Origin of the sequence: Bifidobacterium subtile (assembly GCF_000741775.1) — a bacterium.
GTDB lineage: Bacteria > Actinomycetota > Actinomycetes > Actinomycetales > Bifidobacteriaceae > Bifidobacterium > Bifidobacterium subtile.
On record NZ_JGZR01000005.1, the window covers coordinates 1 to 26,840 of the forward strand.

General features: G+C 56.4%; 21 protein-coding genes and 1 CRISPR repeat array. Of the genes, 6 read left to right on the forward strand and 15 right to left on the reverse strand.

All coding sequences use genetic code 11. The annotated features are described in order from the left end of the window. Positions 1-228 (forward strand): ATP-binding protein (locus BISU_RS03675; protein ID WP_024464561.1); only part of this gene is annotated, 228 nt, incomplete at its 5' end. A gap of 106 nt (positions 229-334) precedes the next feature. After that, a CRISPR array of direct repeats spans positions 335-1,082; the repeat unit is 31 nt; unit sequence ATTTCAATCCACGCTCCCGTGAGGGAGCGAC. A gap of 261 nt (positions 1,083-1,343) precedes the next feature. On the opposite strand, the gene cas2 is transcribed toward BISU_RS03675, so the two are convergent. The 10 genes from cas2 to BISU_RS03725 form a co-directional block, all read right to left on the reverse strand. Then, positions 1,344-1,634, reverse strand: coding sequence for a CRISPR-associated endonuclease Cas2 (gene cas2, locus BISU_RS03680; RefSeq protein ID WP_024463310.1), 291 nt, complete (start codon positions 1,632-1,634; stop codon positions 1,344-1,346). Positions 1,635-1,640: 6 nt separating this feature from the next. Beyond that, positions 1,641-2,672: a type I-C CRISPR-associated endonuclease Cas1c gene (gene cas1c / locus BISU_RS03685; RefSeq protein ID WP_024463311.1), complete on the reverse strand. Its 1,032-nt coding sequence runs from the start codon at positions 2,670-2,672 to the stop codon at positions 1,641-1,643. Beyond that, the gene (gene cas4 / locus BISU_RS03690) at positions 2,669-3,379 is read right to left on the reverse strand and encodes a CRISPR-associated protein Cas4 (protein ID WP_024463312.1); all 711 of its coding nucleotides are present in this window, start codon (positions 3,377-3,379) and stop codon (positions 2,669-2,671) included. Before cas4 ends, cas1c begins: the two co-directional genes overlap by 4 nt. 120 nt (positions 3,380-3,499) lie before the next feature. After that, the gene (gene cas7c, locus BISU_RS03695) at positions 3,500-4,342 is read right to left on the reverse strand and encodes a type I-C CRISPR-associated protein Cas7/Csd2 (RefSeq protein WP_024463313.1); all 843 of its coding nucleotides are present in this window, start codon (positions 4,340-4,342) and stop codon (positions 3,500-3,502) included. Positions 4,343-4,347: 5 nt separating this feature from the next. Continuing rightward, the gene (locus BISU_RS03700; RefSeq protein ID WP_024463314.1) at positions 4,348-6,312 is read right to left on the reverse strand and encodes a type I-C CRISPR-associated protein Cas8c/Csd1; all 1,965 of its coding nucleotides are present in this window, start codon (positions 6,310-6,312) and stop codon (positions 4,348-4,350) included. Positions 6,313-6,316: 4 nt separating this feature from the next. Beyond that, a complete protein-coding gene (cas5c, locus tag BISU_RS03705; protein WP_024463315.1) occupies positions 6,317-7,021 on the reverse strand; it encodes a type I-C CRISPR-associated protein Cas5c in 705 nt (234 codons plus the stop codon). 16 nt (positions 7,022-7,037) lie between these two features. Then, the gene (locus BISU_RS03710; RefSeq protein ID WP_024463316.1) at positions 7,038-9,425 is read right to left on the reverse strand and encodes a CRISPR-associated helicase/endonuclease Cas3; all 2,388 of its coding nucleotides are present in this window, start codon (positions 9,423-9,425) and stop codon (positions 7,038-7,040) included. A gap of 235 nt (positions 9,426-9,660) precedes the next feature. Continuing rightward, positions 9,661-10,905 (reverse strand): Fic family protein, encoded by a 1,245-nt coding sequence (locus BISU_RS03715; RefSeq protein WP_081672671.1) that lies wholly within the window; start codon positions 10,903-10,905, stop codon positions 9,661-9,663. Positions 10,906-10,988: 83 nt separating this feature from the next. Further along, the gene (gene ileS, locus BISU_RS03720; protein ID WP_024463318.1) at positions 10,989-14,342 is read right to left on the reverse strand and encodes a mupirocin-resistant isoleucine--tRNA ligase; all 3,354 of its coding nucleotides are present in this window, start codon (positions 14,340-14,342) and stop codon (positions 10,989-10,991) included. 444 nt (positions 14,343-14,786) lie between these two features. Beyond that, positions 14,787-15,233, reverse strand: coding sequence for a MarR family winged helix-turn-helix transcriptional regulator (locus BISU_RS03725; protein WP_033502950.1), 447 nt, complete (start codon positions 15,231-15,233; stop codon positions 14,787-14,789). Between the two features lie 81 nt (positions 15,234-15,314). Here BISU_RS03725 and BISU_RS03730 point away from each other — a divergent pair, with 81 nt between their 5' ends. After that, the gene (locus BISU_RS03730) at positions 15,315-16,283 is read left to right on the forward strand and encodes an MFS transporter (RefSeq protein WP_051246033.1); all 969 of its coding nucleotides are present in this window, start codon (positions 15,315-15,317) and stop codon (positions 16,281-16,283) included. Positions 16,284-16,624: 341 nt separating this feature from the next. On the opposite strand, the gene BISU_RS03735 is transcribed toward BISU_RS03730, so the two are convergent. From BISU_RS03735 to BISU_RS03755, 5 genes are all read right to left on the reverse strand, one after another. Further along, a complete protein-coding gene (locus tag BISU_RS03735) occupies positions 16,625-17,317 on the reverse strand; it encodes an L-ribulose-5-phosphate 4-epimerase (protein ID WP_024463319.1) in 693 nt (230 codons plus the stop codon). Between the two features lie 573 nt (positions 17,318-17,890). Then, on the reverse strand, positions 17,891-19,252 hold the full coding sequence (locus BISU_RS03740) for an MFS transporter (protein WP_024463320.1): 1,362 nt from the start codon (positions 19,250-19,252) through the stop codon (positions 17,891-17,893). A gap of 48 nt (positions 19,253-19,300) precedes the next feature. Next, positions 19,301-19,933 carry a carbohydrate kinase family protein gene (locus tag BISU_RS13120; RefSeq protein WP_051246035.1) on the reverse strand — a complete coding sequence of 211 codons (633 nt, stop codon included), beginning with the start codon at positions 19,931-19,933 and terminating at the stop codon, positions 19,301-19,303. 371 nt (positions 19,934-20,304) lie between these two features. Further along, on the reverse strand, positions 20,305-21,288 hold the full coding sequence (locus BISU_RS03750) for a diaminopimelate dehydrogenase (protein WP_024463321.1): 984 nt from the start codon (positions 21,286-21,288) through the stop codon (positions 20,305-20,307). 123 nt (positions 21,289-21,411) lie between these two features. Then, a complete protein-coding gene (locus tag BISU_RS03755; RefSeq protein WP_226839143.1) occupies positions 21,412-22,449 on the reverse strand; it encodes a formate/nitrite transporter family protein in 1,038 nt (345 codons plus the stop codon). A gap of 329 nt (positions 22,450-22,778) precedes the next feature. Here BISU_RS03755 and BISU_RS03760 point away from each other — a divergent pair, with 329 nt between their 5' ends. The 4 genes from BISU_RS03760 (at position 22,779) to BISU_RS03775 (ending at position 26,516) form a co-directional block, all read left to right on the forward strand. Continuing rightward, positions 22,779-24,869 (forward strand): heavy metal translocating P-type ATPase, encoded by a 2,091-nt coding sequence (locus tag BISU_RS03760; protein ID WP_024463323.1) that lies wholly within the window; start codon positions 22,779-22,781, stop codon positions 24,867-24,869. An 81-nt stretch (positions 24,870-24,950) separates the two neighbouring features. Further along, a complete protein-coding gene (locus tag BISU_RS03765) occupies positions 24,951-25,181 on the forward strand; it encodes a heavy-metal-associated domain-containing protein (protein ID WP_024463324.1) in 231 nt (76 codons plus the stop codon). Continuing rightward, positions 25,181-25,771, forward strand: coding sequence for a ferritin family protein (locus BISU_RS03770; protein WP_024463325.1), 591 nt, complete (start codon positions 25,181-25,183; stop codon positions 25,769-25,771). Before BISU_RS03765 ends, BISU_RS03770 begins: the two co-directional genes overlap by 1 nt. Beyond that, positions 25,740-26,516 carry a Crp/Fnr family transcriptional regulator gene (locus tag BISU_RS03775; protein ID WP_024463326.1) on the forward strand — a complete coding sequence of 259 codons (777 nt, stop codon included), beginning with the start codon at positions 25,740-25,742 and terminating at the stop codon, positions 26,514-26,516. The genes BISU_RS03770 and BISU_RS03775 overlap by 32 nt, the downstream gene beginning before the upstream one ends. The last annotated feature ends 324 nt before the right edge of the window (positions 26,517-26,840 follow it).

A 26,840-nucleotide genomic window follows, 5' to 3' on the forward strand; every position in this document is an offset into this window, starting at 1 on the left:
GGCGCCAGACTCCTCTACCAGATCATCACCGGCAGCTACGAGAGAAGAAGCATCATCTTCACCACCAACATCGAGTTCAGCAAATGGGGCACGATCTTCGCCGACGACAAACTCGCCGCCGCGATCATCGACCGCATCGTCCACCACGGCCGCCTCATCGAATTCACCGGACCAAGCCGGCGCGTGAGCGAAGCCCTCATGTTCGGCAAGGAAATCCACAACCAATAACCAACAGCACGCTCCACGCCGAAACCCGAAAAAAATAAGTGACCAACCACAAAAAACCAACTTGACTAAAAACATATGGACACACAAACAATACTCAGTTGGCAGCATTTCAATCCACGCTCCCGTGAGGGAGCGACCTGCGGATGCGGACATCATTCCTTATCAGTATCAATTTCAATCCACGCTCCCGTGAGGGAGCGACCCAGGCCGGAGAGCCAATAGACGCAATCGGATCATTTCAATCCACGCTCCCGTGAGGGAGCGACTCCATCGACGTCTCATTCGAGCATGACGACGCGGATTTCAATCCACGCTCCCGTGAGGGAGCGACCTGGGACAGGCGTACATCCTTCCGTATGGCAACAAATTTCAATCCACGCTCCCGTGAGGGAGCGACTGGAGCACGAGCGAACCCGCGTATCAGCGGAACCAATTTCAATCCACGCTCCCGTGAGGGAGCGACACGTCAGCCTGTTCGGCTGGCGAAGAGCATAAGGATTTCAATCCACGCTCCCGTGAGGGAGCGACATGCACTTCTAAATGTCTTCTCGCGCTCAATGATATTTCAATCCACGCTCCCGTGAGGGAGCGACGTGTCCATCGCTTCAGCCGATTCGGGATTATCGATTTCAATCCACGCTCCCGTGAGGGAGCGACAACCTGATCTCCGTCAACCAAGGAGACAGACGATATTTCAATCCACGCTCCCGTGAGGGAGCGACACGACTACCAGTTCGAGCGCGTATGGCGCGAGCCGATTTCAATCCACGCTCCCGTGAGGGAGCGACGCGTGATGTACGTGTTGCCCGCTGCTTGCATAGGGATTTCAATCCACGCTCCCGTGAGGGAGCGACCGCACAAATGGAATCCAATATCCCACCATGCGAACTTAACTATATCAAAAATGAGAACAAGTCCATACAAACCCGCACTTAAAGCACTCTTACGTTATCAGACAACAATCAGATGACCCTATTGCCACTGAAAATTCTTTGTTTCCCGCGAACCGTAGCCTGACATCAGGTGCGAACCTCCAGGGAATCCATGAGCGCTTCACTCTCGCACAGGGACACAAACCCCCTTATAGTCCATCATCGATTAGCCAAACCGATCACCTACACCATCATGACACTATCATCGGGCAGATGCCGTTGCACTCCCATGTGTTCAATCCGATTCGAGTAGTTCGCTCCAAGATTGTAGAACCGCAGACTATCCGACTCCAAATCGGCGAGTTTGTGCAAATCATGTTTAAGTGTCAGAAAATCCGAGGGCGTCACAGAACATTCGAAAACACTGTTCTGCACACGCTGCCCATACTTCTTGCATGTTTTAGCGACCTGACGAAGTCGTCTCCTGCCTTGTGGAGTCTCGGTGTTGACATCGTATGCCACTACGACAAGCATGACTCATCACTTCCACATAAAAGGCGGGTAGGCATCCAGATCGCCACGTATCGTCCGCGTCAGTAGCAGCGCCTGAACATAAGGAACCAGGCCCCATGATATCTTCTCATTCAAGAACGGATGCGTAATCGTCTGGGCTTTGTGACGCTGCCACGCTGCGAGAACGGTTTTCCGCCCTTGCTCGTTAAGAAAAATCCCGCCATTCTCACGCTCCTCAAAATTCGTGGATTTCACTGCGCCGGTATTCACGAGACTCAGTGCAAATCTATCAGCTATGGCAGGCCGGAACTCCTCCATGAGATCAAGTGCGAGCGACGCCCTTCCCGGCCGATCGACATGCATAAAGCCCACGTAGGGATCCAACCCAACGCCTTGGAGCGCGGCAGTGCAATCACCGGCAAGCAGCGCGTACACGAAGGACAACAAAGCGTTCATTCTATCTAACGGCGGCCTGCGGCTGCGTGTTTCAAAGAAGAACGAATCTTTATCACGCAGAATCAAGTCATCGAAGGCAAAGAAATAATCCTTGGCTGCGTTCCCCTCCACGCCCCTGAGTTCGTCTATAGATATGCAAGTACCAAGTGTCTGCATCGCATCATGCAACGCAGCGCTCTTTTCTGAAATTCGTTCGACGTTGACGCGCATTACGTGATCTCGCTTCGTGCGCTCCAGTACCCATCTGCAGTTAAACAGCTTTCCCGCGATGAATGATTGTGCGATGGGCAGACTGTTTGGTTCAGCATCCGCGATTCTGAATTGTTCCCTGCGCAGTAGAACATTACGATTCTTCTCTCCCAGAACCGAACAATAATACCGTCCGTGTGGAGAAAAGAAGGAGAGCCCAACGTCAAATTCCGAACATTTTCCCATCAGTGCCGGCGAGGCACCTTTGTAGCTAAAACTCATGATCTGCTCTATGGAACGCAACGGTACCGAAGCCAATTTCTTGTCACCTTGATGAACAACGACATTGTCGTTTTCGAGAGACAGATACGAGTCTTCCGTCATCACGAATAGCGTATTCAGCAACTTCCTCATCGCGCATCCACCGTCTGAGACTCTACCGTCTGCGATTCGTCGTCATTCATATACTGTGCGATATAGGCTTTCGCTGATTTCGCCCTACCCAACTCAGGCAGACACAAATCCTTGAGAGAACATGCGTTGCACGCCCGCTTGCGCTTAGCCTTCGGCGTGTATCCTCTGGCATACATTTCATGCATCTGCTTCAAAAGCTCCCTCACCTCAGAACGCAAGGAATCATCAAGGGCTACGACCTCTCTGCGCCTGGTCTGATGATAGAACAACGCTCCCTCTGGAATGTCACAAGCAAGCATCTCCTCAAGACACATCGCCTCGGCGCACAGCTGCAGACGATCAGCGTCCACAGTCTTCGCAACACCATGCTTGTATTCCACCGGATAAGGATTCCAGGTGCCTTCTCGATGTTGGAGCTTCACGCCTTCAGCAGACTTCTTGAATTCGACGACATCGCAGATACCGGTTATCCCCAGATGTCTGGAAAATACACGAAGACTACGGAGAATCAGCAAATCACCACGAGTCTCGGATTCATCATAATCATCTGCCCGCTGATGCTCCAACGATCCGGCAGTGGTTCTGACATTTTCCGACCAAAGCTGCTCGATATGAATCAAAGCCCACTGCCGTTTGCAAAAGGAATAGTGCTGCAAGCCTGAAAGGGCCAACCAATCATCCTCAGGATATTCGTCTGGCCCCTCCATAGCTTCTCCCTTTCTTGGAAGTTTTTACAGCCACCATATAGCAGATAGCGCCGAGACCGGATAGCGACCACATCGTCAAAGCCCGGGTGCTATCACCACCCCACAACTGTATGCCCAGAATCAGCGACCATCGAGTATTTCATGCTGCAGCCCTGGGATGCTCTCAGTATTAACCGAGACATTCCCCTCGGGATCCACAGATACTGCGCGATGAACCTTGGCAGAAGAATACTGGCCATATTTGCTGTTATGCGTGAACCAAACAACTTTCAGCACTTCCATGGAACCTGCAGGGCGCGCGGAACTTTCGTCATTCTCAAAAAGCGTGAGCAACGCGTTCTTGATCTTTTCGGCATCCTCATCGCTAAAACCGGTCCTCTCGGCAAGCTGTGTGCTGATGCTTCCATAAGTCCGGTACACGGCACGCCCAGAGACACGATACTTCATTCCCATGGTGTCGGAAGACTTCTTATCGGTGTCCGTGGTCTCACTGTTCACTGATTTCGTGATCTGCACGTCATCAATGGCGATAGGCTGCACTGAAAAAGCCGACTGGATGGACACTGGGCCCCTCACTCCCAACGAAACAGCATCAGTATCGTCTCCCTTTTTGAAAGCAAAAACCTGACCAAACGACCTCACATCCATCCATCGCGCGCAAACATTGTCAAAAACGACTTTCTTCTGTTTGCGATCAGCAGCGCTCAAGGTCTTCAGAAATGCATTCATCCGATCGGTCAGCGATCGCGCCCCGTCATCAGATCGTTCATCCATCTGGACGAAAATACTCTCTCCCTCATCCTGAAGTCTGTTGCGTATTTTGCGTTTGATTGCTACATCGGAAATCTCACCCAGGCCTTCGGATGTCGTTCGTGGACGATTGCCATTCAACGGATCGCCGTTGGGATTCGCATTGTCAGCCATAATGACTACAGCGAAATCAATCTTGTTCGACAGACTCATGGTGTTTATTCTCCTTTAATTTCTTCGATTGCTTCTGTAGATTTCTTCGCCGCGATACGCTGTTTAAGAACTCTGCGCTGAGATGAGTATCCCAAAAGGAATAACGGCGATAGTGCATCGCTGATGTCGTAATCCCCATCTCGGAAAAGCGCCATGACATCATCTACATCATCTTGAAAACGATTCGCCCTTTTCAACGTTTTTATGTTAGCTGATTTCATATACGGCACAAGCTGCTTCCACAGGTTGCCCCATGTGGAATAAGGTTTGGCCACGAAGTTACTCATGAGTTTCACTGCATTGGTCGGCCGCGTGTCAAGAATGCCTTGCTGATACAGCACCCCGGATTCAAAGTCATCGGCAAGCGCCAGCAGACGTCCATAGAGATAATCTCTATCGGTCCGTGTCACATCCAGTTCCATAGTTACGATTGTCCTTTCTTGTACGAAGTGTTTTTTCCAAAGGCTGCATGCAATCTCGAAGTTCCGAGACCATGCTGATGTGCTGCTATATCCCATCGGCCTTGTGACCCGATGAAAAGCCGACCGCAACAAAGAACTAGGAAGGTCATGACTGCCGAACATGCATTCGATCAGTTCCTTCTTGACGTTTTTCGAGAAGCGCTTATAACTGGCACTCGAACGCTCGTCAACCGCATAAGCGCATTTCACGATATTGTCAAACGAAGGGGCGCCTATATATTCAACTGGCTTAGACTTCTTTTTCTCATCATAGGTAAATCGTATGAGTGGCCAAGCAGAGTCAATATGCCAACGCAGGATACTTTCCAAGTATTTGCCGCTGTCCAGTTCACGATAGAACGTGACGCTGAGTCTGCCTGAGGTCGCAGCATCAAAAATCGCAAGCACGACTTTTCTGCCGTGCTTCGTTAATATCTGCGCATCACCGTAGCCACGCAGAATTCCCGCAAATTTCTCCGCATAGTCAGTATCAATCTGATGCCGTGCCTCAGTCTGCTGCTCGGACTCAGTACGTTCCTCTGACCCGTGGAATTGTGCAAACAGCTCGCTAGAATCCCCCTCGGGCTTTACCACATCAGCGGGGTCGCCTCCCACTGCCCAAATCACGATATCCTGGGTATCGGTAGCATCGCCATTATTACTGACGATCCATGACAACGTCGAATGAACCTTCTGAGAAGTGAGCTTGTCGATTCTTAAAGCTTCACTTTTATCGGAGAACCTGCCACGGAAAGTGAAATTAGTGTTGTCATTAGCTGAAATAAGTTTGGCATTGCCATCGACACTTACTATCTTTTTGGGGAAGCTGTCGGCAGGCTCATAAAGCGTCTCACCAAAATCGTCAACTCCGATCTTCTCGCCTGTGTTGCTCTGATGAGCAATCCATAGATCGCGTATCGCCCTGTCTTCCCAAATATGAGGAGTATGGTCACCCGGAACTTCCACTGAGAATCGGACCCCGAGCTTACGGTCCTTGTTAAACCGACTTTTGGCATCTTGTTCGTTCGATTTCGGTTCGGAAGAATCATCTGAAACGCCATCAGGATTATAAAGGTCAAGATCAAAATGTTGTGCATCTGCCGAAATGCTATGCTCGGAAAGATAACGGTAAATTGCATTGAGTTTTGCATTCTCACCCTTCCAGCTGTCCAGCTGCCGCATGTACAAAGCAAATTTGTCCGCGTCATACGCTTTATCGACATATTGCAACTGATCACATAACGGATGAGGCACCGGTTTCGTGCCGGAGCGACCCATGGATTTCTCAGTGCATGGCACAACAATGGTGACATCCTTCGAGTCCTTTTCAATTCTCCTTAGAACACCATTCTGATCAAGGGTGACGCAGAGCTGCGTCTTCAACGTAGTGTGATGTAGCGGCAGGAGGACCTTGCTCACATCGGGATTTCCGTCGCGATCAGGCAGAATCATCCCAGCGACGTTCTGCACTTCATCATATGTCTCAAGTAGACTCGACCATAAGCTCATATCATCACTCCTGTGCCAAACTGAAGTTATCCCCGATTACAAAGTCCTTCACCGCCTGTTGGTTGCGAATAACGTCACAGTCCAATGACTGCGCATCCGGTCTGACGAAAGCGATAACTCCATTATTCATCACTGGACGCCAGAATTTTGCAATGAAATTATGCTCGGGATTCTCATCGGGATATGAAAATCCGTAGAACATGTATCCAAGACTCATCTCGCCGTACTTATCGTAGAACCCTTCACCCGAGTCAAATGAACACGGCTCGACATATCCTTGGCATTCACGGGCACCGAGGAAAATATCCCTTCTACCTCCCTGGGCGAGCGAACGTTTCGCTATATTATGGTGTTTGTTTTCATTGCGGTCCTGTACAAGGTCCTGGCGCTGTTCATTCCATTCGAAATGCGCTCGTACCCGGTAACGCACGTCTTTGAGATACGTATAGTAGGAGAGGTCGTTACCGCCATTCATCTTAATCGGACGAATGCCTTTCCCTTCGGTCTGTATCTTGTTCATCACTCGTACGCCATCAATTACCCAAATGAATGTCGGCTTCCAGTAAATGCTCTCCGTGATGCCTTTCAGCGCCTGATATGTGGGGACTTGATAAGAGAATTTCTCTCCCCCAGTCCTCGTTGCCACTTCCGAAAAAAGGGCATACGGAGCATATAGCTCGTACTCGATCGAGTTTCGTTCCTTCAGCACATGCATCCCCTTCTACTCACGCGAACAGAGGAGACATCTCTGTCTCCAACACGACGCCGTATTCACTCTTATAATATTGCTTATCCAACAACGAAATGCCGAACTCCGAATCGATGACACTTATCGCATGCGCTTCCGACAGTTTCTCGATTTCATAGTCGAACAGAGAAACTGAGTAATCCTGGAGAAGGCGCAAAGAACGAATTTTCGTCTTCGTGTCCCCTTTTTCAAATGCATCAAGGATGTCTGAGAACTCAGTATCGTTTTTATCTTTCGCATATGGGACAAGGACATCCTTAGTAAGGTTAGGAATGACATGGAATTGATCACTTGCCGTCCTAAACGCCTGAGCCAATTGATGGCCGTATCGCTTGGAGGTCCGATCCATATAACGATTCCGATCATATTCATTGGAAGAGAGCATGGTGTAAATGTTGTGCGAAGAGTCAATCGGGTAATCCATCTCAGCTTGGCGCGGAGCAAAATAGAATTCGTAGAACTCGTTAAGCATGTCATCTGACAGCAGGTCTACTCCAGGATGATCTTGGACAAGCCGATTGGTGATTTCTTTTCCGAGCTTGATATCTTTGAGTTTCTCTAGTCCGCGCTCATTCTTGATTGAAACGACATAGACGTTCTTAGCTTCTTTCGATTCGCCGTTCCGGTTGCATCGACCGGCAGACTGCAGAACGCTGTCGAGACCTGCCATGGCACGAACCACGCAGGCGAAGGAGATGTCCACTCCCGCTTCGATCAGCTGAGTACTCACGCAGATTATCGGCTGATGACTCTCGAGCAGTTTGATCATCTTCTTGAGCTCATTAGCCCTGTGCTTGCCACACATCGAGGTACTGAGGTGCACCAGTGCGAATTCACCGTCGGCATTGAGTTCTTCCAGATGCTGATACAGCTTCCTCGCCTCTGACTTCAGATTGACGATGGCGAGGCAGTTTCCGTTTTCCTTGGCCCTTTCCATGACGAAATCAGCCAATTCGTCAAGGTCCTTTTCTTGCGGAATCGGGACAATATTGGTCCTTTTCAGAGCGGCAGCGTATTTGTCAGAGTCTTCGATGAGGTCCGGGTTTTCGGAAAGCAGCAGATTATGCCGATCGGTCTTATCAAGCAATGGCTGGGTCGCCGAGCATAGCAGTATCGTGCAGTTCAAGATTTTGGACAGGAAGCTGACAACCTCGTTGAACAAATTGATTGCATTGACCGGGATGGATTGGATCTCGTCGAACACGATGACGCTATTCGCCATATTGTGGAACTTGCGCAGTTTCGTGCCGTGTGAAGACATCACCGTTTCCAAGAACTGCACCATCGTCGTCACGATAATGGGATTGTCCCAACGTTCAGCGGCTAGTTTCCGGCGGTTGATCGTCGAACCGTCTTCTTTGCCATCGTCATCGTCATCGGAGTTCATCACGCTCGAATAATGTTCCAAGAGGATGTCGCTTTCCTTCGGAAGATCAAGGATATCCCGGAAAGACTTTGTAGTTTGCGTGGTTATCGTCAGATATGGACTGACATAGATAATATGGCTCTTCTGTGTTTGCAATGCGTGGTGCAGAGCGAAACGCAGAGAAGCCAACGTTTTCCCGCCACCAGTCGGCACGGCAAGTTTGTATATGCCAGCCGGCCTGTCAGCAGCATTAAAACACGCCTCGGAGATTTCGGAACGTATCTTATTGATTGGCGACGTGCTGTCAAAGGCACCGATGTTCTTCTCGAAACGATCGACAAGTTGCTGCCAATCCGGTTTGTGCGAGGCGAGCTGCTGATGGGAGCTGAAATTCCCGGCATCCAACCGGTCTGCATCAACCAGTCGTGAGAAAATATATTTCACATATTGTCCCAGCGAGAAATATAGCGATTCCTGTTTATAGAAGCCCGCATGCATGAGTCGTTCAAGCAGAATCTGAGTCTCTTTGACGCTTCGTTCAAACCGTGCGTCAGTGTCCAATTCAAGTTCAGGAATGTTCTCCTTGACTTCCTGATAATGGTATTTCTCCTCGCCCTTATTCGCCTCGGACATCTTGTCGAAGAACGACTCATCGCCACTTGGCGCAATACAGTCCGGAAGATCGCCATGATGGCTGGCAATGTCCAGCTCAAGAATTTCCTGTGTGAGCTTTTCGGCTGCGCTGGCTGCAGGAATCTCCGAAATCGTGAAGGCTCCCTGATACGCATGAATCACTGACCCACGTTTGGCGTCATCAGCAAACAGATATTGCTGAAAATCCTCCTTTGCCTTCCCCTCGTCGTGATGAATCGCAGCGGTCTGAGCCGTTTCTCCAAACTCATCCTCGAATTCTCCTGCGAGTCTCGCCGTGTTGTGCAGATGGTCGAATAGGGTCTGCACCGACCCTTCATCATCTTTGCGCGCATACAATTCTGGCATAGGTTTCCTTTTTCATACTGACTGATATAAATATATTATATACCGTACAACGAACTAATTATAACGTGTGTGTCGCTCATTTCACTCCAATGGACAACTCACATCAAGACGGTTATCGTATCTGTGTCGCCTCCTTTTTAGAGAGACGTGGATTGAAAAGTTGTCCGGTATATGAAGAATGACTCATAGGGTTTTTCACTATTATGTGCTGAAAAACCCTCCAGTCATTTTTTAGTCACCTCCGCCGTAAACCCGCTGCATACCCATCGAGCACGTCGAGAATCCCGCGATGTTCCCAGAGCACATTACGCTGCTTGCCTGAGCGGGGCGTTAAAATCCCCAATTCCCCAAGCTGCTTGATTGCCCGTTCCGCTTGAGGCTTGCTCATGCCAGCATTTTCGCGCAGATACCGCGTATTCATCACAGGCTGCGCGACTAAATGCGGCAGCACTTTCCACACCGGCGAATCACTACGCACCCCATTCAGCTTCTTGCGAGCCAAATTCAACTGCTCAACGAGCGCATCGATAAGCCGTCGCCCACTACCGGCGGCAAACAGGCACGCCTGAGCGAACTGATCAACAATCGGTGCCGCATCGCCCTCTCGATATGCCGTCAACGCCTCAAAATACCGTTCGGTCTGCCGCAGCAAGCCTGCGGAAATGGGCGGCGTGATCTGTTGCGCCATTCCTTTATTCCGCAAAATCGCATACACCAGCGCGCGCCCGCAACGTCCGTTTCCATCTGCGAACGGGTGAATGGTCTCAAACTGGGCATGAGCGATGGCGCATTGCGCGATCACTGGCATATCATCACGCATGATGAAAGCAAGCAGATCCCGCATCGCACGTTCAACCAGCTCTGCCTGCGGCGCAATATGAGAAGCGCCAAGTGGGCTGTAGCTGTTCGTCCCAACCCATACCAGTTGCCTACGATAGTGCCCGGCCTCAGCTTCCCATCCATGCTGCGCAAGCAGCAACGCTCGATGCATCGCAAGAATATTGGCCTCGTTCATATCCTTGCCGAGGCTCAACGCCGCTTCCATCGCCCGCACATTGCCCACGACTACCTTGGCGTTCTCGCTGCTCCCCTCAAGGAGCGTTTCCAACGCAAGATTTTTCGCGCCAACCGTCAATTGCTCAATCTGAGAAGACGAAGCGGCTTCTGTGCGCAACAGCACCGCACTCATCGGCCCAAGCACGCGGCTGCCAGCACCCAGTCGTGCCGAAGCATACGAATCAAACGCCGCAAGCGCATAAGCGGCCTCCTCCACGTCGGCACCCAGCGATTGCGGCAACACAAATTCAACATCTGCCAGCGTTGCAGGAATAGTCGATTCGTACTGTCCGTTGCCTTGAGACCGTTTGGTACGCGACACCGGCAGTTCACTCGCGATATGCCATGTATGAAGCTCATGACCGACCGACGGCACGGCCAGACGCTGGGTCTTCTCACTGATACCCGACGTAACCGCTGACATAGGACCACCTCCAAAAATCTTATAAGCTACACTTCCTATATCAAGTGTAGCTTACAAGATCTCGAGGTATCACATCATGAGTCTCACGCCTTCTCCACGCTCACACCCAGCTCCCCCACACCATCATCCGCCACCACATCCAGACTCGTGGCAAGCGTCTCGGCGGCGATCAGCTCGCGGAACTGCTCGACCTTGGGCGCGTCGGCAGCTGGCACGGTCAGGCGCAGAGCAATGCGGTCAGCGATATCGAGACCGGCGTCCTTGCGGGCGTCCTGGACGGCGCGGATGGCGTCGCGGGCGTAGCCTTCGGCGAGCAGGTCGGCGTTGAGCGCGGTGTCGAGGATCACGAAGCCGCCGGTCGGCAGCACCGAGGATACGGCGCCGGCTGCGTCACCTGCCGCGGCATCGCTTTCCTCGACCTGGTTGATGAGCTCGTACTCCCCCTCGACCAGCGCCAAGTCGCCTGACGGAGTCTGCACGACCGGGGCACCGGTGGCCGGGTCCACATGCCATGCGCCGGACTTGGAGGCCTTGATGGCGAACTGCACCTGCTTGCCGAGTCTGGGGCCGGCAGCGCGGGCGTTGACCTTCAGATCGTTGATGACCTTGAGGCCGTGCTTGGGCGCATCCTCGATGGTGGAGAACTCGATATCCTTGACGTTGAGTTCGGATTTGAGTAGCTCCTCGTAGCCGGCGGCGCCGGTCGGGTCATCGACCAGAACGGTCAAGCGCCCTAGCGGCTGGCGCACGCGAATCTGCTCCGCCTTGCGCAGGGACAGCGTGGCGGAGACGATCTCGCGGACCTTCTCCATCGCGGCGACCAGCTGCGGATCGGCAACTAAAACCCGCCCCAGCTCAGTGTCCTCGCCGGACTGCGCGTCCTTGGCGAAGGGCCAGTCCGCCAGATGCACCGATTCGCCGCCGGTCAGCCCGCGCCACACGGCTTCGGCTTCCATCGGGGCGAGCGGCGCAAGCACGCGCATGAAGGTTTCCAGCACGGTGTAGAGCGTGTTGAACGCGTCCGGATCCTCGTTCCAGAAGCGGTCGCGCGTGTTGCGGATGTACCAGTTCGTCAGCACGTCAATGAAATCGGACGCGGCAGCATAAGCATCAGAGATGGCGAAATCGTCCAGCGCCTGCTGCGCACGCTCGACCAGTATGCGCGTGCGGGCGAGCAGATAACGGTCCATCGCCGGCAGGCCGGCCACTTCATCAGAGCGCAGCAACCGCGCGTCGAAGCCCGCCCCGTGGTTGGCGGCGTTCGCGTACAAGGTGAAGAAGTAGTACGAGCTCCAGATCGGCAGCATGGCCTGGCGCACGGTATTGCGGATGCCATCGGCGGTGACGATGAGGTTGCCGCCGCGCAGGATCGGCGAGCTCATGAGGAACCAGCGCATTGCGTCGGAGCCGTAGTCGTTGAATACGCCGTTCACGTCCGGATAGTTGTGCAAGTGCTTGCTCATCTTTTGGCCGTCGCTGCCGAGCACGATGCCGTGGCAGATCACGTTCTCAAATGCCGAGCTATCGAACAGGCCCGTGGCCATCACATGCAGCAGGTAGAACCAGCCGCGCGTCTGGCCGATGTATTCCACAATATAATCAGCCGGGAAGTGCTGCTCGAAGTACTCTTTGTTTTCGAAGGGATAGTGGAACTGTGCGAAGGACATCGAACCGGATTCGAACCAGCAATCCTCCACATCACTGATGCGGTGCATATGCGACTTGCCCGTGGGATCGTCCGGATTGACGCGCACCAGCTCGTCGATGAACGGCCGGTGCATGTTGATCTCACCGTCGCGCCCGCGCGGATAGTCGCCGAAATCGCTCTTAAGCTCTTCGAGCGAACCATACACGTCGATGCGCGGGTACTTCGGATCGTCGGAGATCCACACCGGGATGGGCGAACCCCAGAAGCGGTTGCGGCTGATCGACCAGTCGCGCGCGTTCGCCAGCCATTTGCCGAACTGGCCTTCCTTGACGTTCTCCGGGATCCAGTTGATCTCCTGATTATGCGCCAGCAGCCGGTCCTTGAACTTCGTGACCGAAACGAACCATGAGGAGACCGGCTTGTAGATCAGCGGCGTGCCGCAACGCCAGCAGTGCGGATAGGAATGCACGTAGCTCTTCTCCTGGAAGAGCAGCGCGCGATGCTCGGCCGGGATCTGCGCGAGCGGGCCGTCGCCGGCGCGCAGATTGCGCAGGATCGGCAGATTGGCGTCAAAGACATACAGCCCCTCGTAATCCGGGCAGACGCTGGTGAATTTGCAGCCCGCATCGAGCACATCGGTCGACACGATGCCGTACTTGGTCAGCGTGTTCATATCGTCTTCGCCATAAGGCGCCTGATGCACCAGGCCGGTGCCCTCGACGGTGTCGACGTAGTCCGCCAGCAGAATCTGATAGGCATTCGGGCCGGGCGTGCCGCCCTCGGCCGTAGCCTTGTCGCCCGCGAAGTACGGGAACACCGGCCAGTAGCGCCAGCCGACCATGTCGGAGCCCTTGAGCTCGCGCACGATCTCGTAGTCGTCGCCTAGTTCTTTGGCATAGGAGCCGAGCAGAGGCTTGCCGAGATAGAACTTCTTGCCCGCGAACTTGCCGGTCGTGGGCTTGACCTCGACATAATCGATGTCAGCACCGACGACGATGGCGAAGTTGGTCGGCACGGTCCACGGCGTGGTCGTCCAGAAGACCGCGTAGGCGTCCTCCTCGTCACGCAGCTTGACCGCGACCGAAACGGTGGTATCCTGCCGATCCTGATACACGTCGGCGTCCATGCGCAGCTCGTGCGCGGACAGCGGCGTCTGGTCCTTGGGGCAGTACGGCAGCACGCGGTAGCCCTGATAGGCCAAGCCCTTCTCGTAGAGCTGCTTGAAGGCCCACATCACCGATTCCATGTACGGGATGTCGAGCGTCTTATAGCCATGCTCGAAATCGACCCAGCGCGCCTGACGATGCACATAATCCTGCCATTCGCCGGTGTACTTGAGCACCGACGCGCGGCAGGCGTCGTTGAACTTCTCGATGCCCATCTGCTCGATCTGGTCGACCGATTCGATGCCCAGTTCCTTCTGCGCCTCAAGCTCCGCGGGCAGGCCGTGCGTGTCCCAGCCGAAGACGCGGTTGACGCGATGGCCCTTCATGGTCTGGTAGCGCGGAATCACATCCTTGGCGTACCCGGTGAGCAGGTGGCCGTAGTGCGGCAGGCCGTTGGCGAAAGGCGGGCCGTCGAAGAAGACGAACTCGTTCTGGCTGTGGTCGCCGGAGGGGTTGCGTTCGACGGACTTGTTGAAGGTATCGTCCTTGTCCCAGTAGTCGAGCACCGACACTTCGAGATCCGGGAAGCTCGGGTTCGGCGCGACATGTACGCTCTGCTCGCCCGCAGCAGCTTTGGGATACACATGCTGAGATTCGGCATTGGAATTGGTGGTTTCACTCACCGCAGTTCTCCTCGTTTGGCAGGTCCGTCATACACAACCCGAGGACGACAGAGGATGCCGAGACCGCTGAAACGCACGTTGTGCAACGTGCATATCCAGCCTGTCGGCAACCGCCACCGCGGTACCACCTCGCTTGCCGCATGTCCGTCTCGCTATATTTCCACGAGACTCGCGCACGGCCGCTCGATCCGGCTATGTCGGGCCGAACCCGTCGGTTCTACTGAATCGCTGTCATACAGCCGGCCCGATGAACCGCAATCAAGGCAGGCCGAACGACCGCAATCGTTCTTCCGAAGACTCCCCGCTGATAACGGATCAACGCCATACTGCTTGGCATACTAGCACTGATCTGAGGACAGCGCCCGCTGTTCAGCTGGGCGCAATGTACTCGTCGCGGAACAATGAATAGGAACTCGGTGTACAGAACGGACGCAGCCGGCCATGTCATGAGTCGTTACGCATTTCGAGACTTTGCACCGCGCGGTTGAACCTAGTGAGCGCGGCAGCGAAGCGAGCGATCTCCTCAGAGCTCCAATCAGAGAGGACTGTGGACAAAGCTCCGAGATTCCGCTCCCGCTGTTGGGCAAGACTGCGCTCGCCCTCCTGCGTGAGCGTGAATTTGCGGGCCATGCCGCCGTCGGGGTCGGGGATGCGCTGAATTATGTTCTGCCGCCGCATCGCGGCCGTCTGCCGATTGAGCGTGGAAGCGTCCAAACCGGTTATTTCGCTGAGTTCGCCGATGCTCTTCGGCTGGTCCTCCAAGCTGACGAGCAGTATGTAGGCGCTGCGGTCAAGCATGCCCAGGCGGGATCCGCGAAAACCGGCCACGCGGGTGATCCGCTTGCCGAGCAGCAGCGCCTCATACTCGATGGCGACGATGTTCTCAGCCACTGCCGCCGGCGGAGCCGCAACGCTTCGCTCCGCTGCAGAAACACTCGCCCGCCCGCTGACACGTTCATCAGCTTCATTCACTTGGGCATCGGCGGGGCGCTCGGCCTGCCCGCAGCCGCCGCAGTAATCGAATACATCAACTGGCGGGGGCTGTTCATGGCTGACTTCGTCATAGCGCTGGCCATCGTCATCCTTATTGCCGTGCTCATCCCCGCTCCGGCAGAGCCGAAATCCTACAATACTTTTGACTTTGTCGGAACGATCGGATTGGGCGTCGCGCTGCTGTGCCTGCTGCTGGCGATCATCGACGGAGGCTCATGGGGCTGGGGAAGCCCGGAGACCATCGGCCTGTTCGCCGCCGCGCTCGTCGTGGCGCTCGCCTGGGGCTATTGGGAGCTGCGCCACACCAATCCGCTGGTCGATCTGCGCACGACCCGCAAGCACAACGTGCTGTTCACGAATATCGCGTCGATTTTCATCGGATTCGCCATGTACTCGCAGTCGCTGCTGCTGCCCCAGCTCATGCAGCTGCCTACTGCGACCGGATACGGGCTGGGACTGAGCATGCTGGAGATGGGGCTGTGCATGGCGCCTAGCGGCCTGGGCATGATGGCGGTTTCGTCACTGGGCGCACACATCACCAAATCCCGGGGCGCGAAGACCACGCTGATATGCGGGGCGCTTGTGATGGCCGTAGGCTATGCCTGTGCTGCGCTGCTCATGCATTCGCTGGTTGCGCTCGTTGTCGCCTCGGTCATCGGCAGCATGGGAACCGGCCTCGCATTCGGCGCCATGCCGACTCTCATCATGAACGGCGTGCCCACCAACGAGAAGGCCTCGGCGAACAGCTTCAACACGGTGATGCGCTCGATAGGCACGTCGGTGTCCTCAGCGGTCATCGCCATGATTCTCGCGGGCATGAGCGTGCACCTCGGCGGCGCGACGATTCCCAGCCAGTCAGGATTCCGCGTCGGCCTGCTGATCGGCTGCTTCGTAGCAGTCGTAGCGGCGGCAATCTCCCTAAACATCAGGCATACAAAGCAAGTATGACCCCACCAAATGCACCCCGCCGCACCAGCACTGACATGACGTGTGCGGCCCCAAGGCGCAGAAAGCGAAGGCGTACAAGGGTACGTCGAGCTTTCTGCAACGCAGGGGACGCCCTCTGACACCGGTGCTGGAAACCAGCACTGATGCGATGCGTGCGTCTTCAAGGCGCGGAAGGCGAAGGCGTACAAGGGTACGTCGAGCTTTCTGCAACGCAGGGGACGCCCTCTGACACCGGTGCTGGAAACCAGCACTGATGCGATGCGTGCGTCTTCAAGGCGCGGAAGGCGAAGGCGTACAAGGGTACGTCGAGTCTTCCGTAACGCAGAAGACGCTCCATCGCATCAGTGCTGGCCGTAGACGTGTTGGTAGCGGTCGTTGAGCCTGTCTACATCCGACTGCTCGATGGGGATGATGTCGCCGATCTGCCGGGCCGCCCACATAGTGTGCGCCACTTCTTCGGTCATAGCGGCTGCCTTGACGGCGTCTTCGGCATCCTTGCCGATGACGAATGGACCGTGGTTGCGCATGAGGACGGCGGAGGAATGCGGGTACTGCCTGAGGGTATCCACTACGCCTTTGCCGATGGCTTCCGAACCGATGAGTCGGAAGGGTCCGACCGGCACGGGGCCGCCGAATTCGTCGCCCATCATCGTCAGGCCGCATGGGATGTTCTGCCCGGTGGCCGCCCATGCGGTCGCATAGGTCGAATGGGTGTGCACTACGCCGTATACGCCGGGCATGTGACGGTAGATGTAGGCGTGCGATGCGGTGTCGGATGACGGTGCCTCGGCTCCGTCGACCACGTTGCCGTCCAAGTCGCACACCACCATCGAGTCCGGCGTCAGATACTCGTAGCGCAGGCCGGATGGCTTGATCACCAGCAGATCAGCGGTGCGCAGGCACTGCGAGACATTGCCTGCAGTCCACACGACCAGATTCCACGTGATGAGCTGCTTGTGCAGATCGGCGACGACCTGCCGCACCTGCTTCACTTCGGCTACTGTTTCCGGTCCAAAATCAGCCAATGTTGCCATGATAATTACCTCATTTCTTAATTGTTTTCATCTGTTTGTTGCATTGCGACGGTTGACTGTGCTGTGTCGCCACATTCCGCTGTGCAACTGCTCCTCGCATTGCTTTCGCGTGGAAGGCTATAGAACCTTGTCGGCCTCATTGGCTGCACGGGAGTCAACCACTGACGTGTCTCCATACGCTGCCGTGCATGACTGAGCTGATCCGCAGGCGTATCTGCGTTATGTGAGGCGTTATTGGCGTGCTGCGGAGGTCTATCTGCGTTATGTGAGGCGCTAATCTCATGGCACTCCAAGTATCGCTGGCTGAAAATGACGGTTTTTGGCCTCTCGATACTTGCCTCTCCGAAAAATAGCGCCTCACATAACGCAGATAGACCTGGGCAAGGTCAATCTAACGCCTCACGTAACGCAGATAGCCGGTTTCAGGCGCAGTCACGACATTGCATCGACCTGTAAGCTGCGCATCCGCAGCCTGAACCCAAGAGCCGTGAACTCACGACGCGACCCGTAGAAGCCAAACACCTCAAGCCTCGACGCAGCCAGCCACGAAGTTATATCCACCGCTCGCAGTCGTCACAGGCTTTCGAGATTCTTGCCTTTGGTTTCCCGCGCGAACAGGTAGGTGACTGCGCCAACGGTCAGGCATGCGCCGAAGAAGGTGAATGCCGTGGTGATGACGCCGATGTCGATGTGCTGGGCGATGAAATTGCCGCCCACCAGAAGCCCCATGAATGCCGGGCCGACGACTTTTGCAATTGCGCCAATGCCGTATCCGACTCCCAAGCCGGTGGAACGAACATCGTTGGGGAACTGCTCGCCGCCGAAGGCATTGAGGATGCCGAACGCGCCGTCCGCGAAGGTCATGATGACCAGCACCGCTATGTAGAACTCCCAGCCGGAATCATGGAAGAATGCCGCGTAGAAGCATCCGGCCGCGCCGATGATGCCGAAGAGGAACATCGTCCACCGGCGGCCGATGACGTCGGCGAGCCAGGCGGATCCGAAGCGGCCGATGCAGTCGGCTACGGAAACCCCCATGAACAGGTAGGCGACCGTTTGGATGGGGAATCCGAAGGCGTCTTTCAGCAGGGTCTGGCCCCAGGACTGAATCGCGAAGCTGCCCAGAATGAAGCAGAACGACCCGAGCGAAATGATCACCAAGGACTTCAGATGCTTCGAGAACAGCACACGGTAATTGGCCTTCTCCATAAGCGCCACCTGCGGCAGCTCGCCGACCTGATCGACAGGCATTTCCAAAGCCCATGCCAGGGCTTTGCGCGCATCGTCATCACGCCCCTTGATCTGGTAGAAACGAGGGGACTCAGGAACGAATCTCAGCCAGACGAGCAGGAACACCGGCAGTACGCCTAGCGCGATGAGCACGCGCCAGTTGTCGCCGACGATGCTTTGGGATATGGAGCCAAGCAGCAGGCCCAAGGGGATGAACACCGAAGCCAGACCCGAGAGCAGTCCGCGCGACTTGGACGGCACGAACTCCTGCACGTAGGGAATCGAGGTGATGTTCAGGCCGCCGACGCCAACACCAACACCAACACGCAATATGGCCAGCAGCAGCCATGCCCCGGTAGGCAGAAACACGGAGAGGGCCGTGAACGCGACGAAGCAGACCACACACCATTGGAAGGCGCGCTTGCGGCCGAACCGGTCTGCTAGACCGCCCCACATGATGGAGCCGATGACCGTGCCCAAACCGGAGCATGCCAGGATGCCCCCAGCCTCCACTCCTGTCAAATGCCAGGCGACGGTCAGTAGCGAAACCACGAACCCAATCAGAAACATGTCGAAAAACTCCGAGATGTTGCCGACGACGACCAGCGAGATGATGCTTTTCTGGTGGCCGGTGAGCGGCCTCGCGTCGATTTGCTCGTATGCCGTCCCTGGGGCATGCGTTGCAGCGACTGCAGTATTACTCATTTTTTCATCCTTCAACTAATGCAGTGTATATATGCTCAGCGATCGATGTCAGTCCCCAGGGGGATGTGCAGCTCGCCCGCCCGTATGCGTGTCAGATCGCCCTTGTGGGTGATGGCGAATTCGGAGGCGCGCTGGCCCCATTGGACACCCGAAGCGATATCGCCTGACAGGTATCCGTGAATCGTCGCCGCGACAAACGCGTCGCCCGCGCCCGGCCTGTCGATGACGGGCACTGGCGTAGTCGTATAGGCGGTGAATCCTTCGGCACCGCGCAGATACGGCCCTATGATTGGTCGAGACGACGTACTTGCAGCCGAAGCGCTGCATAAGCGCATCGGTCACCTCTTCAGGCGTTCCTTCGATGCCGAAGACCTTTCTGGCGTCGGACATGGAACAGAACAGCACGCTGGTCTGCGCAGCGATAGGTTCGAGGACTTCACGCGCCCGCCCGCCGCTCCACAGCTTGCGCCGGAAGTTGACGTCGAGAATCACCTCAGCGCCGCGCTTGATCGCTTCGTCGGCGGCGTAGCGCACCACCTGCGCCGTGATGTCGGTGAGGGATGCGGTGATGCCGGTCAGAAAGACGACCTTGGTGTCCAGAATCGAGTCCCAATCATATTCATCGATGCCCGTGGCACGGAATGTGGTCCATTCGCGGTCGTAGATGACGTTCGCCGGCATAGGGCCCGCTCCTGGCTCCATGAAGTACAGTGCAGTGCGACCGCCGGGCTCATAACCCAGAGGTCTCAGGTTCAAATCCTGACCCCGCTACCAAATAGCCCGGAATCATAGCGGTTCCGGGCTTTTTTGTATCTTGTGCCAGTTATTCATACCAGTCCGGCACTCGGCTCAGCTCCTAACGCACCTGCCCCCCGGTCACTCACCTACCCGAGACTGTAGGTTTTTGCCCACTTTCTGGCCGGATAGGCACCAAAAGTGGGCAAAAACCTACAGTCTCGCGCAAGCGGCCTCGAACAAGCGGTCACAAGAACGGTCTCGAGCAAGGGGTCACGAACAGGCCGCCTTAGGTAGCCTGCCTCAGACCATCACCCTCACAGGAAGTGGCTGCGCAGGTAATCCCCGTCGAAGGGCGAGAGGTAGGCAGGCGCCACGTCGAACACCGTGCGGCAACCCTTCTGGCCCTCAGCGTTCAGGCGGGCGACGGCGCGCGCGTAAGCGAGCTGCACGCTCGAAGTGAAGTCGGGATTGGAATCGAGCTTGAGCGAGTACTCAATCACGCTCGTGGCACCCGACGCCATGGCACCGGAACGCAGCACGAAGCCGCCGTGAGGCAGACCGGAGTGATCGCGATCCATCTCCTCTTGGGAAATGAAGTGAACTGTGGTGTCGTACTCGTCGAAGTAATTCGGCATCGTCACGATCTGCTTGGTGATCTCGTCGCGGTCCGCACCCTCAGCCGCCACGACGAAGACCTCGCGCGTGTGCTTCTGGCGAGTGGTGAGCTCGGGGTTGGACCCGGAGCGCACTTCGTCGAGAGCCTTCTCCACAGGCAGCGTGTACTGGCGGGCGTCGAGCACGCCGTCGATGCGGCGCGTGGCGTCCGAATGCCCCTGGCTCACGCCGGGGCCCCAGAATGTGTAGCCCTTGCCCTGCGGAATGAAGCAGTTTCCGAAGAGGCGGTTGAGGGAGAAGAGGCCCGGATCCCAACCCGCGGAAATCAGCGCGACGTTACCGTTGTTGCCGGCAGCCTTATCCACGTTGGCGAAGTGCTCGGGAACGCGCGCGTGGGTGTCGAAGCTGTCGATGACGTTGTAGCGAGCCGCGTACTTTGGCGTCATTTCAGGGAGATCCGTCGCCGAACCGCCGCAGATGACGAGCACGTCAATGTCGAGCTTCTCGCCTTCCAGCAAGTCGTTGGCGCTGCGCACCGGCACGCCCTGGGTGGCGATGGTGAGGGTGGAGGGGTCGCGACGGGTGAAAACTCCGACGAGTTCCATGTCTTCATTTTGCGCAATCGCAGATTCTGCACCGCGCCCCAGGTTGCCGTACCCCAGGATTCCAATCTTGATAGTCATACTGTTCCTTGTCATAGAGTTCGCTTGATGGGCGCCCGTCGCCGAAGAACTCATGCGGCGGCCCTCCACAGTTTCAAGAAAAGTATAAAGTCGCAAATGATTTCCGCACTGTATACATCACATTCAATCTTGTGGAGAGAGTATGAAATGCGCTGAAATCGGCCCGAAAATGCGCCCGCAATATCCCTTCTCCGCAGGATCCTCGTTCTCAAAATCTTCGAAATCCTCGTAGTCGCCGAGGTTCTTGGAGCCCCCGTGCGCCAAGCGCACCAAGGGATGATGCCGTTCCTCATCATTCATTACTGCGAAGTTGAGACCGATGAGAAGCCCTCCGCCCACGAAGTTGCCCAAGATGGTGACGGCTATGCTGCCCACGGCGAGAAGCGGATCGACCGCGCCGTGGAGGCCGACGATGAGGAAGAGGACCGAGTTGGCGATGGAGTGCTCAAGACCGAGGAAGGCGAAGACGAAGACGGCGACCACCATGATGACGCACTTGGTGAAGTCGTTGGTGAGCTTGCCGTTGTAGACCATGAGCATGGCGATGTTGATGCAGAAGTTACATAGGATAGCGCGCACGAAGAGGTCCATGACTCCGGCAAAACCTTGCGTGAGATAGCCCGTTTTCATTGCGGCGGCAGAAACCATTTGCGCGAGAATATCGCCGTCAACCACGCTAGAGAAGCGCAGAAGAACCGCGATGACGAGACCGCCCAGCAGATTCCCCACGAGGCAGAGACCAAGGATTTTCAGCGAGCGCAGCCACGTGATGCGCTTGTGATAGGCACCGATGCTCACCACCATCATGTTGGAGGTCAGCAGCTCAGAATTGGTGTAGTAGATGAGGACGAGGGCCCATCCGAAGGTCAGCGATCCCAGGACCTTTCCGACGAGTGCCGCTCCCGGAACGTCGGGCATGGCGGCGAATCTCGCCACCAGCGCGAAATATGTGGTGAAGAAGATGCCGACGAAGAAGCCCGCCATGGTGGCGCGCTGCAGGTACTTGCCGATGAGATGACCGGTCATCTCCTGCTTGCTGTCGAACACATCCAGAACCGTGCTGATGAAACGGCGCCCAGGGAATAGCGGGTGCATGGGCGGCGCGGGCTGGTCCACTCCACTGCCTTGTGCCTCCGGCGCACCAGACTGTGCCACCGTCACGGGGCCATCGGTCTGGATTGTAAGGGTCTCTATATTCTTGTCTAATCGCATCTCCACACTTGACAGGCTCTCAGAGTCCCACTAGTTACGCCAGCTTTCAGCTGTATGACCTCGCTCACATCCTCCATAATCCCTGATATATCAACGGTTCCAGGCACCTCCAAGCTATGAGAGCTTGCTCACAGTGAGCTTGAGCACACATCTTCTCTCCTAAACTTCGCCCCGCCTCCCACTCCTATCAAAATCTCGCAATTTTTCGTTTCTTGACGTTCATCAACTTCCCCAGGCCACGCACCCCATAAGTTACGAGGTAGAACAAAGGAGAAAAGATGCTCGCACTACAGAGGTTCTTCACCCAGCACAAGCGGACCATCGTCATCGCGATGAGCGTGGCCATCGCGGTGGCCCTCATCGCCCACTACGCTTTTACGCCACTCATCCCCACGCTCTCAGCAGCGTGGAAAATCACCAGTTCCACTCTCTATATCGCGGTCGGGGTTGTGGGGCTCGTGCCCTTGATCATCAAGGCCATCACCTCACTGAAATTCAAAGTGGTCTCCATCGAGCTGCTGGTAAGCGTGGCCGTCGTCGGCGCACTCATCATCGGTGAGTTCAGCGAGGCGGGAATCGTCACGTGGCTATTCCTCCTCGGCGAGGTCATCGAGGATGCAACGCTTGCCAAAACGCGCTTTGCCATCAAGGATCTCACTCAAATGGCACCGCAGACGGCACAGCGCATCGATTCCCCCACCGATCGCAATCCGGAGGAGGTGGACGTGGACGAGATCGACGTGGGCGACTACCTTCTGGTGACCACCGGCTCACAGGTTCCCGTCGACGGCCAGATAGTCTTCGGCGACGCCCACCTCGACGAGGCGAGCGTGACGGGAGAGCCACTGCCCAAGCACAAGTCAGCCAGCGCCGACGCTCAAGAACCAGGCGACGAAGTCTTCGCCGGCACCACGCTCACCGACGGCACCATCGTGGTCCAGGCCACGAAAGTCGGCGAGGACACCGTTTTCGGCAAGATCATCGAGCTGGTGGAAGAGGCCGAGGACTCGAAGACCTCCGCCCAGCGCTTCATCGACCGCTTCGCAAAGTACTACACACCCATCGTGCTGCTTATCGCGCTCGTCGTCGGCATCGTGACACGAGACGTGCGCCTCGCCATCACCATCCTCGTGCTCGGCTGCCCCGGTGCGTTGGTCATCGGCGTACCCGTGTCCAACGTTGCAGGAATTGGTCTCGGCGCACGTCATGGCGTCCTCGCCAAGGGCGCGCAGATGCTGCAGACGCTGAGCGAAGTGGACACCGTGGTGTTCGACAAGACCGGAACGCTGACCACCGGGCATCCCTCTGTGGTGCACGCGCAGGATTTCGCAGATGCTGAGAGCGCAGGCGTCGGGAGCGCAGATGTCAGAACCTCGGGCTCCTCTCCTGTCAGCACTACCGAAGTGTGGCATCTCGTCGCGAGCGCCGAACATGAGTCGACCCATCCGCTGGCTCAAGCCGTGGTCGACTACGCGAAAACTGAACGCAACGTCTCCGACTACACCGCCGTCACCGCCACGCACGTTGTGGCCGGGAAGGGGCTTGTCGCAACGGTCGCAGGCCACGAGGTCGCCATCGGCAACCTCGCGCTGATGGAGGCACAGGGAATCCCACTCGACGCAACAGGTACGCCGGCCGCGGCAGACGAGGCGACGGATGGTACGTCGGCCGCCACTTCCGCAACTTCCGCAACTCATCTTGCGGCTGCGTGGGGCTCGCAGGGGTTGTCCGTCGTGTACGCGGCGGTGGACGGAACGCTGCGCCTCACCGCCGCAATCGGCGACGCGCTGCGAGATTCCGCAGCGGGAGCGTTGCGCGAGCTGAAAGACCGCGGAATCAAGCACCTCGTCATGCTCTCGGGAGATACACAGGAGACCGTCGACGCCATTGCCGCCCAGCTCGGGCTCGACGAAGCGCTCGGCGCGATGCTGCCACAAGACAAGGCTGACTTCATCGCGAAACTGCAGGGTTCTGGCCGCAAGGTCGCCTTTGTGGGTGACGGCATCAATGACAGTCCCGCTCTCGTCGCCTCCGATCTCGGCATCGCGATGGGCAATGGCACAGCGACCGCCGTCGAGATTTCGGACGTCGTGCTGCTCAATTCCGACATCTCCAAGCTGCCGGTGGCCTACGGAATCGCCCGCGCCACCGTCGCGAACACGCGCGAGAACATCGGGATTGCAATGGCGACGGTGCTGTTCCTCTTCATCGGACTGTTCGCAGGCTTCATCTACATGGCGTCGGGCATGTTCGTGCATGAGGCAAGCATTCTCGTGGTCGTCGTCAACGCGCTGCGGCTGCTGCACAAGAAAATCAATACGAAATTTGAGGCGAAACTTGACTCGAAACTTGACGCGCGTCAAGTGTGAAACGCACGCCGCCACATACATTAGAAGTACAAAGAACGAGGGGCCGCGCATCTTGCTCCGGCTCGAAAGGAAGTAGCTACCATGCAGAAGGCAATTTTGAGGGTTGGCGGCATGACGTGCCCGTCCTGCCTCACCACCATCCAGACCGCACTGAGCAAGCAGAACGGCGTCGACGAGGTCAACGTGCTATTCAACGCAGGCAAAGTGAAGGCGCTTTTCGACGAGAAGGCCACTGACGCACAGTCGCTGGCTTCGATCGTGAGCGAGCTGGGATATTCAGTCGAAAAGGTAACTGTAAAGGAGCAAAACTGATGACGAACAACGATTCCGCGGCGTCCGCACTCACCCCGCAGCAGCGCTACGAGCAGGAGGCGGTGCAGTCCGATAAGGATCACCACGCCCCCACCGCTGGCGCGATGACGGGCCATATTATTGCCAACCTGTTCCTCGACATCTTGAAGATTCGTCAGGCGCGGTGGTTTGCGAAGGGTGCCACGCGACTTTTCCTGCAGCTTCATGCGGCCGAATGGATTAAGTTTGAGTCAGCGATGATCGACTCTCTCGACGATGTGCTGGCTAGCGACAACGAGATGATCCCCACGACCACCGCGCAGATAAACGAATACGGAAAGCTCGAGGAAGACCCGGCGCGCAAGTACGAAGACGGGGCCGCACAACTCACCGATCTCATCCACGATTTCGATTGGCAGCTGATCTTCGTGGGCAAGGCGATTGCGCTGGCGGACTCCGAATCCAAGACCGCGCTGAGCTCCACCCTGAGCGAGTTCCGCGCCTGGGCAAAGCGCCAGATTTTGGAGGCGCAGCTGTTCCTCGGCAACGATCCGACCGACGGTTTGTACAAGGAAGTTGATGACGACGATGACGATGAGGATGACGAGTAGTTCTCACGAGTCTCAGAGTGCGCACGACGTGCACGATATGGGCGGTTCTCATAGCGTGCACGATTCGCGCAACGCGCACGTAAGCCCCGAGCACGATCACCAGTGCGCGGGGCTCGTGCCGTTGTTTGCCGAGCTGCCGCAGAGCGATCAGGACTTCATCGACGCGCACCTGCAGCACCGCGTGTTTCACAAGGGCGAACAGGTGTTCATGCCCGGCGACGAGCTCAGGCTCATCATCGTGGCGCGTGGATCTCTCAAGGTGTACCGCATGAGCCGCAACGGGCGCGAGCAATTGCTGCGCGTGCAAGAGCCGGGCGGCTACGAGGGCGAGGCGTGGCTGCTGGGCCAACCCAACGATTCGTTGTACGGCCAGGCGCTCGAGACCACAGAGGTATGTCTGCTCTCCCACCGTGACTTTCACAAAATACTGCTCGAGCAACCGCTGTTGAGCGTGCGTCTCTTGGAACTCAACGCCGCAAAGCTGGCCACTTTGGAACAAATCAACGGATTCCTGGGCATGGACCGCGTAGAAGAGCGCCTCGCCGCGTATCTGCTGGACCTCTCGAAGGCCTCCGGATCCCTGACCTTCACCCTACCCATACGGATGAAGGAATTGGCGCATCTGCTGGGGACCACCCCCGAGACACTCTCACGAAAGTTGAGGTCGTTCGAGGATGAGGGGTTGATTGCGCGGAACCGGCGCACCCTGCGCATTCTCAACCAAGACGCGCTCGAAGATATGTAGGGGGGGGGGGGGGGCGGTGGCTCGCGCACTCTCTCGATCACACTCCCCTGACCTGTTCGTCTGCACTCTTGCGATCGCACTTCCCTATACATTCGCACTCTCACATCCCTTGCCAGAGAGTGCGAAATCGTCACCACATCATTTCCTCCTGTGATGCTGAGGCTCTCTGGGGATATTGATTTTCTCACTCTCCCCGCATGACTCATAGAGTGAGAAAATCATGGCCCACTCCGACACGAGCAACGATAGAGGCGATCAACTTATTCCAACTCGCTTCGTCCTCCAGATCCTTGGCGAAGACGTCGAATAATTCCCACCCTTCTC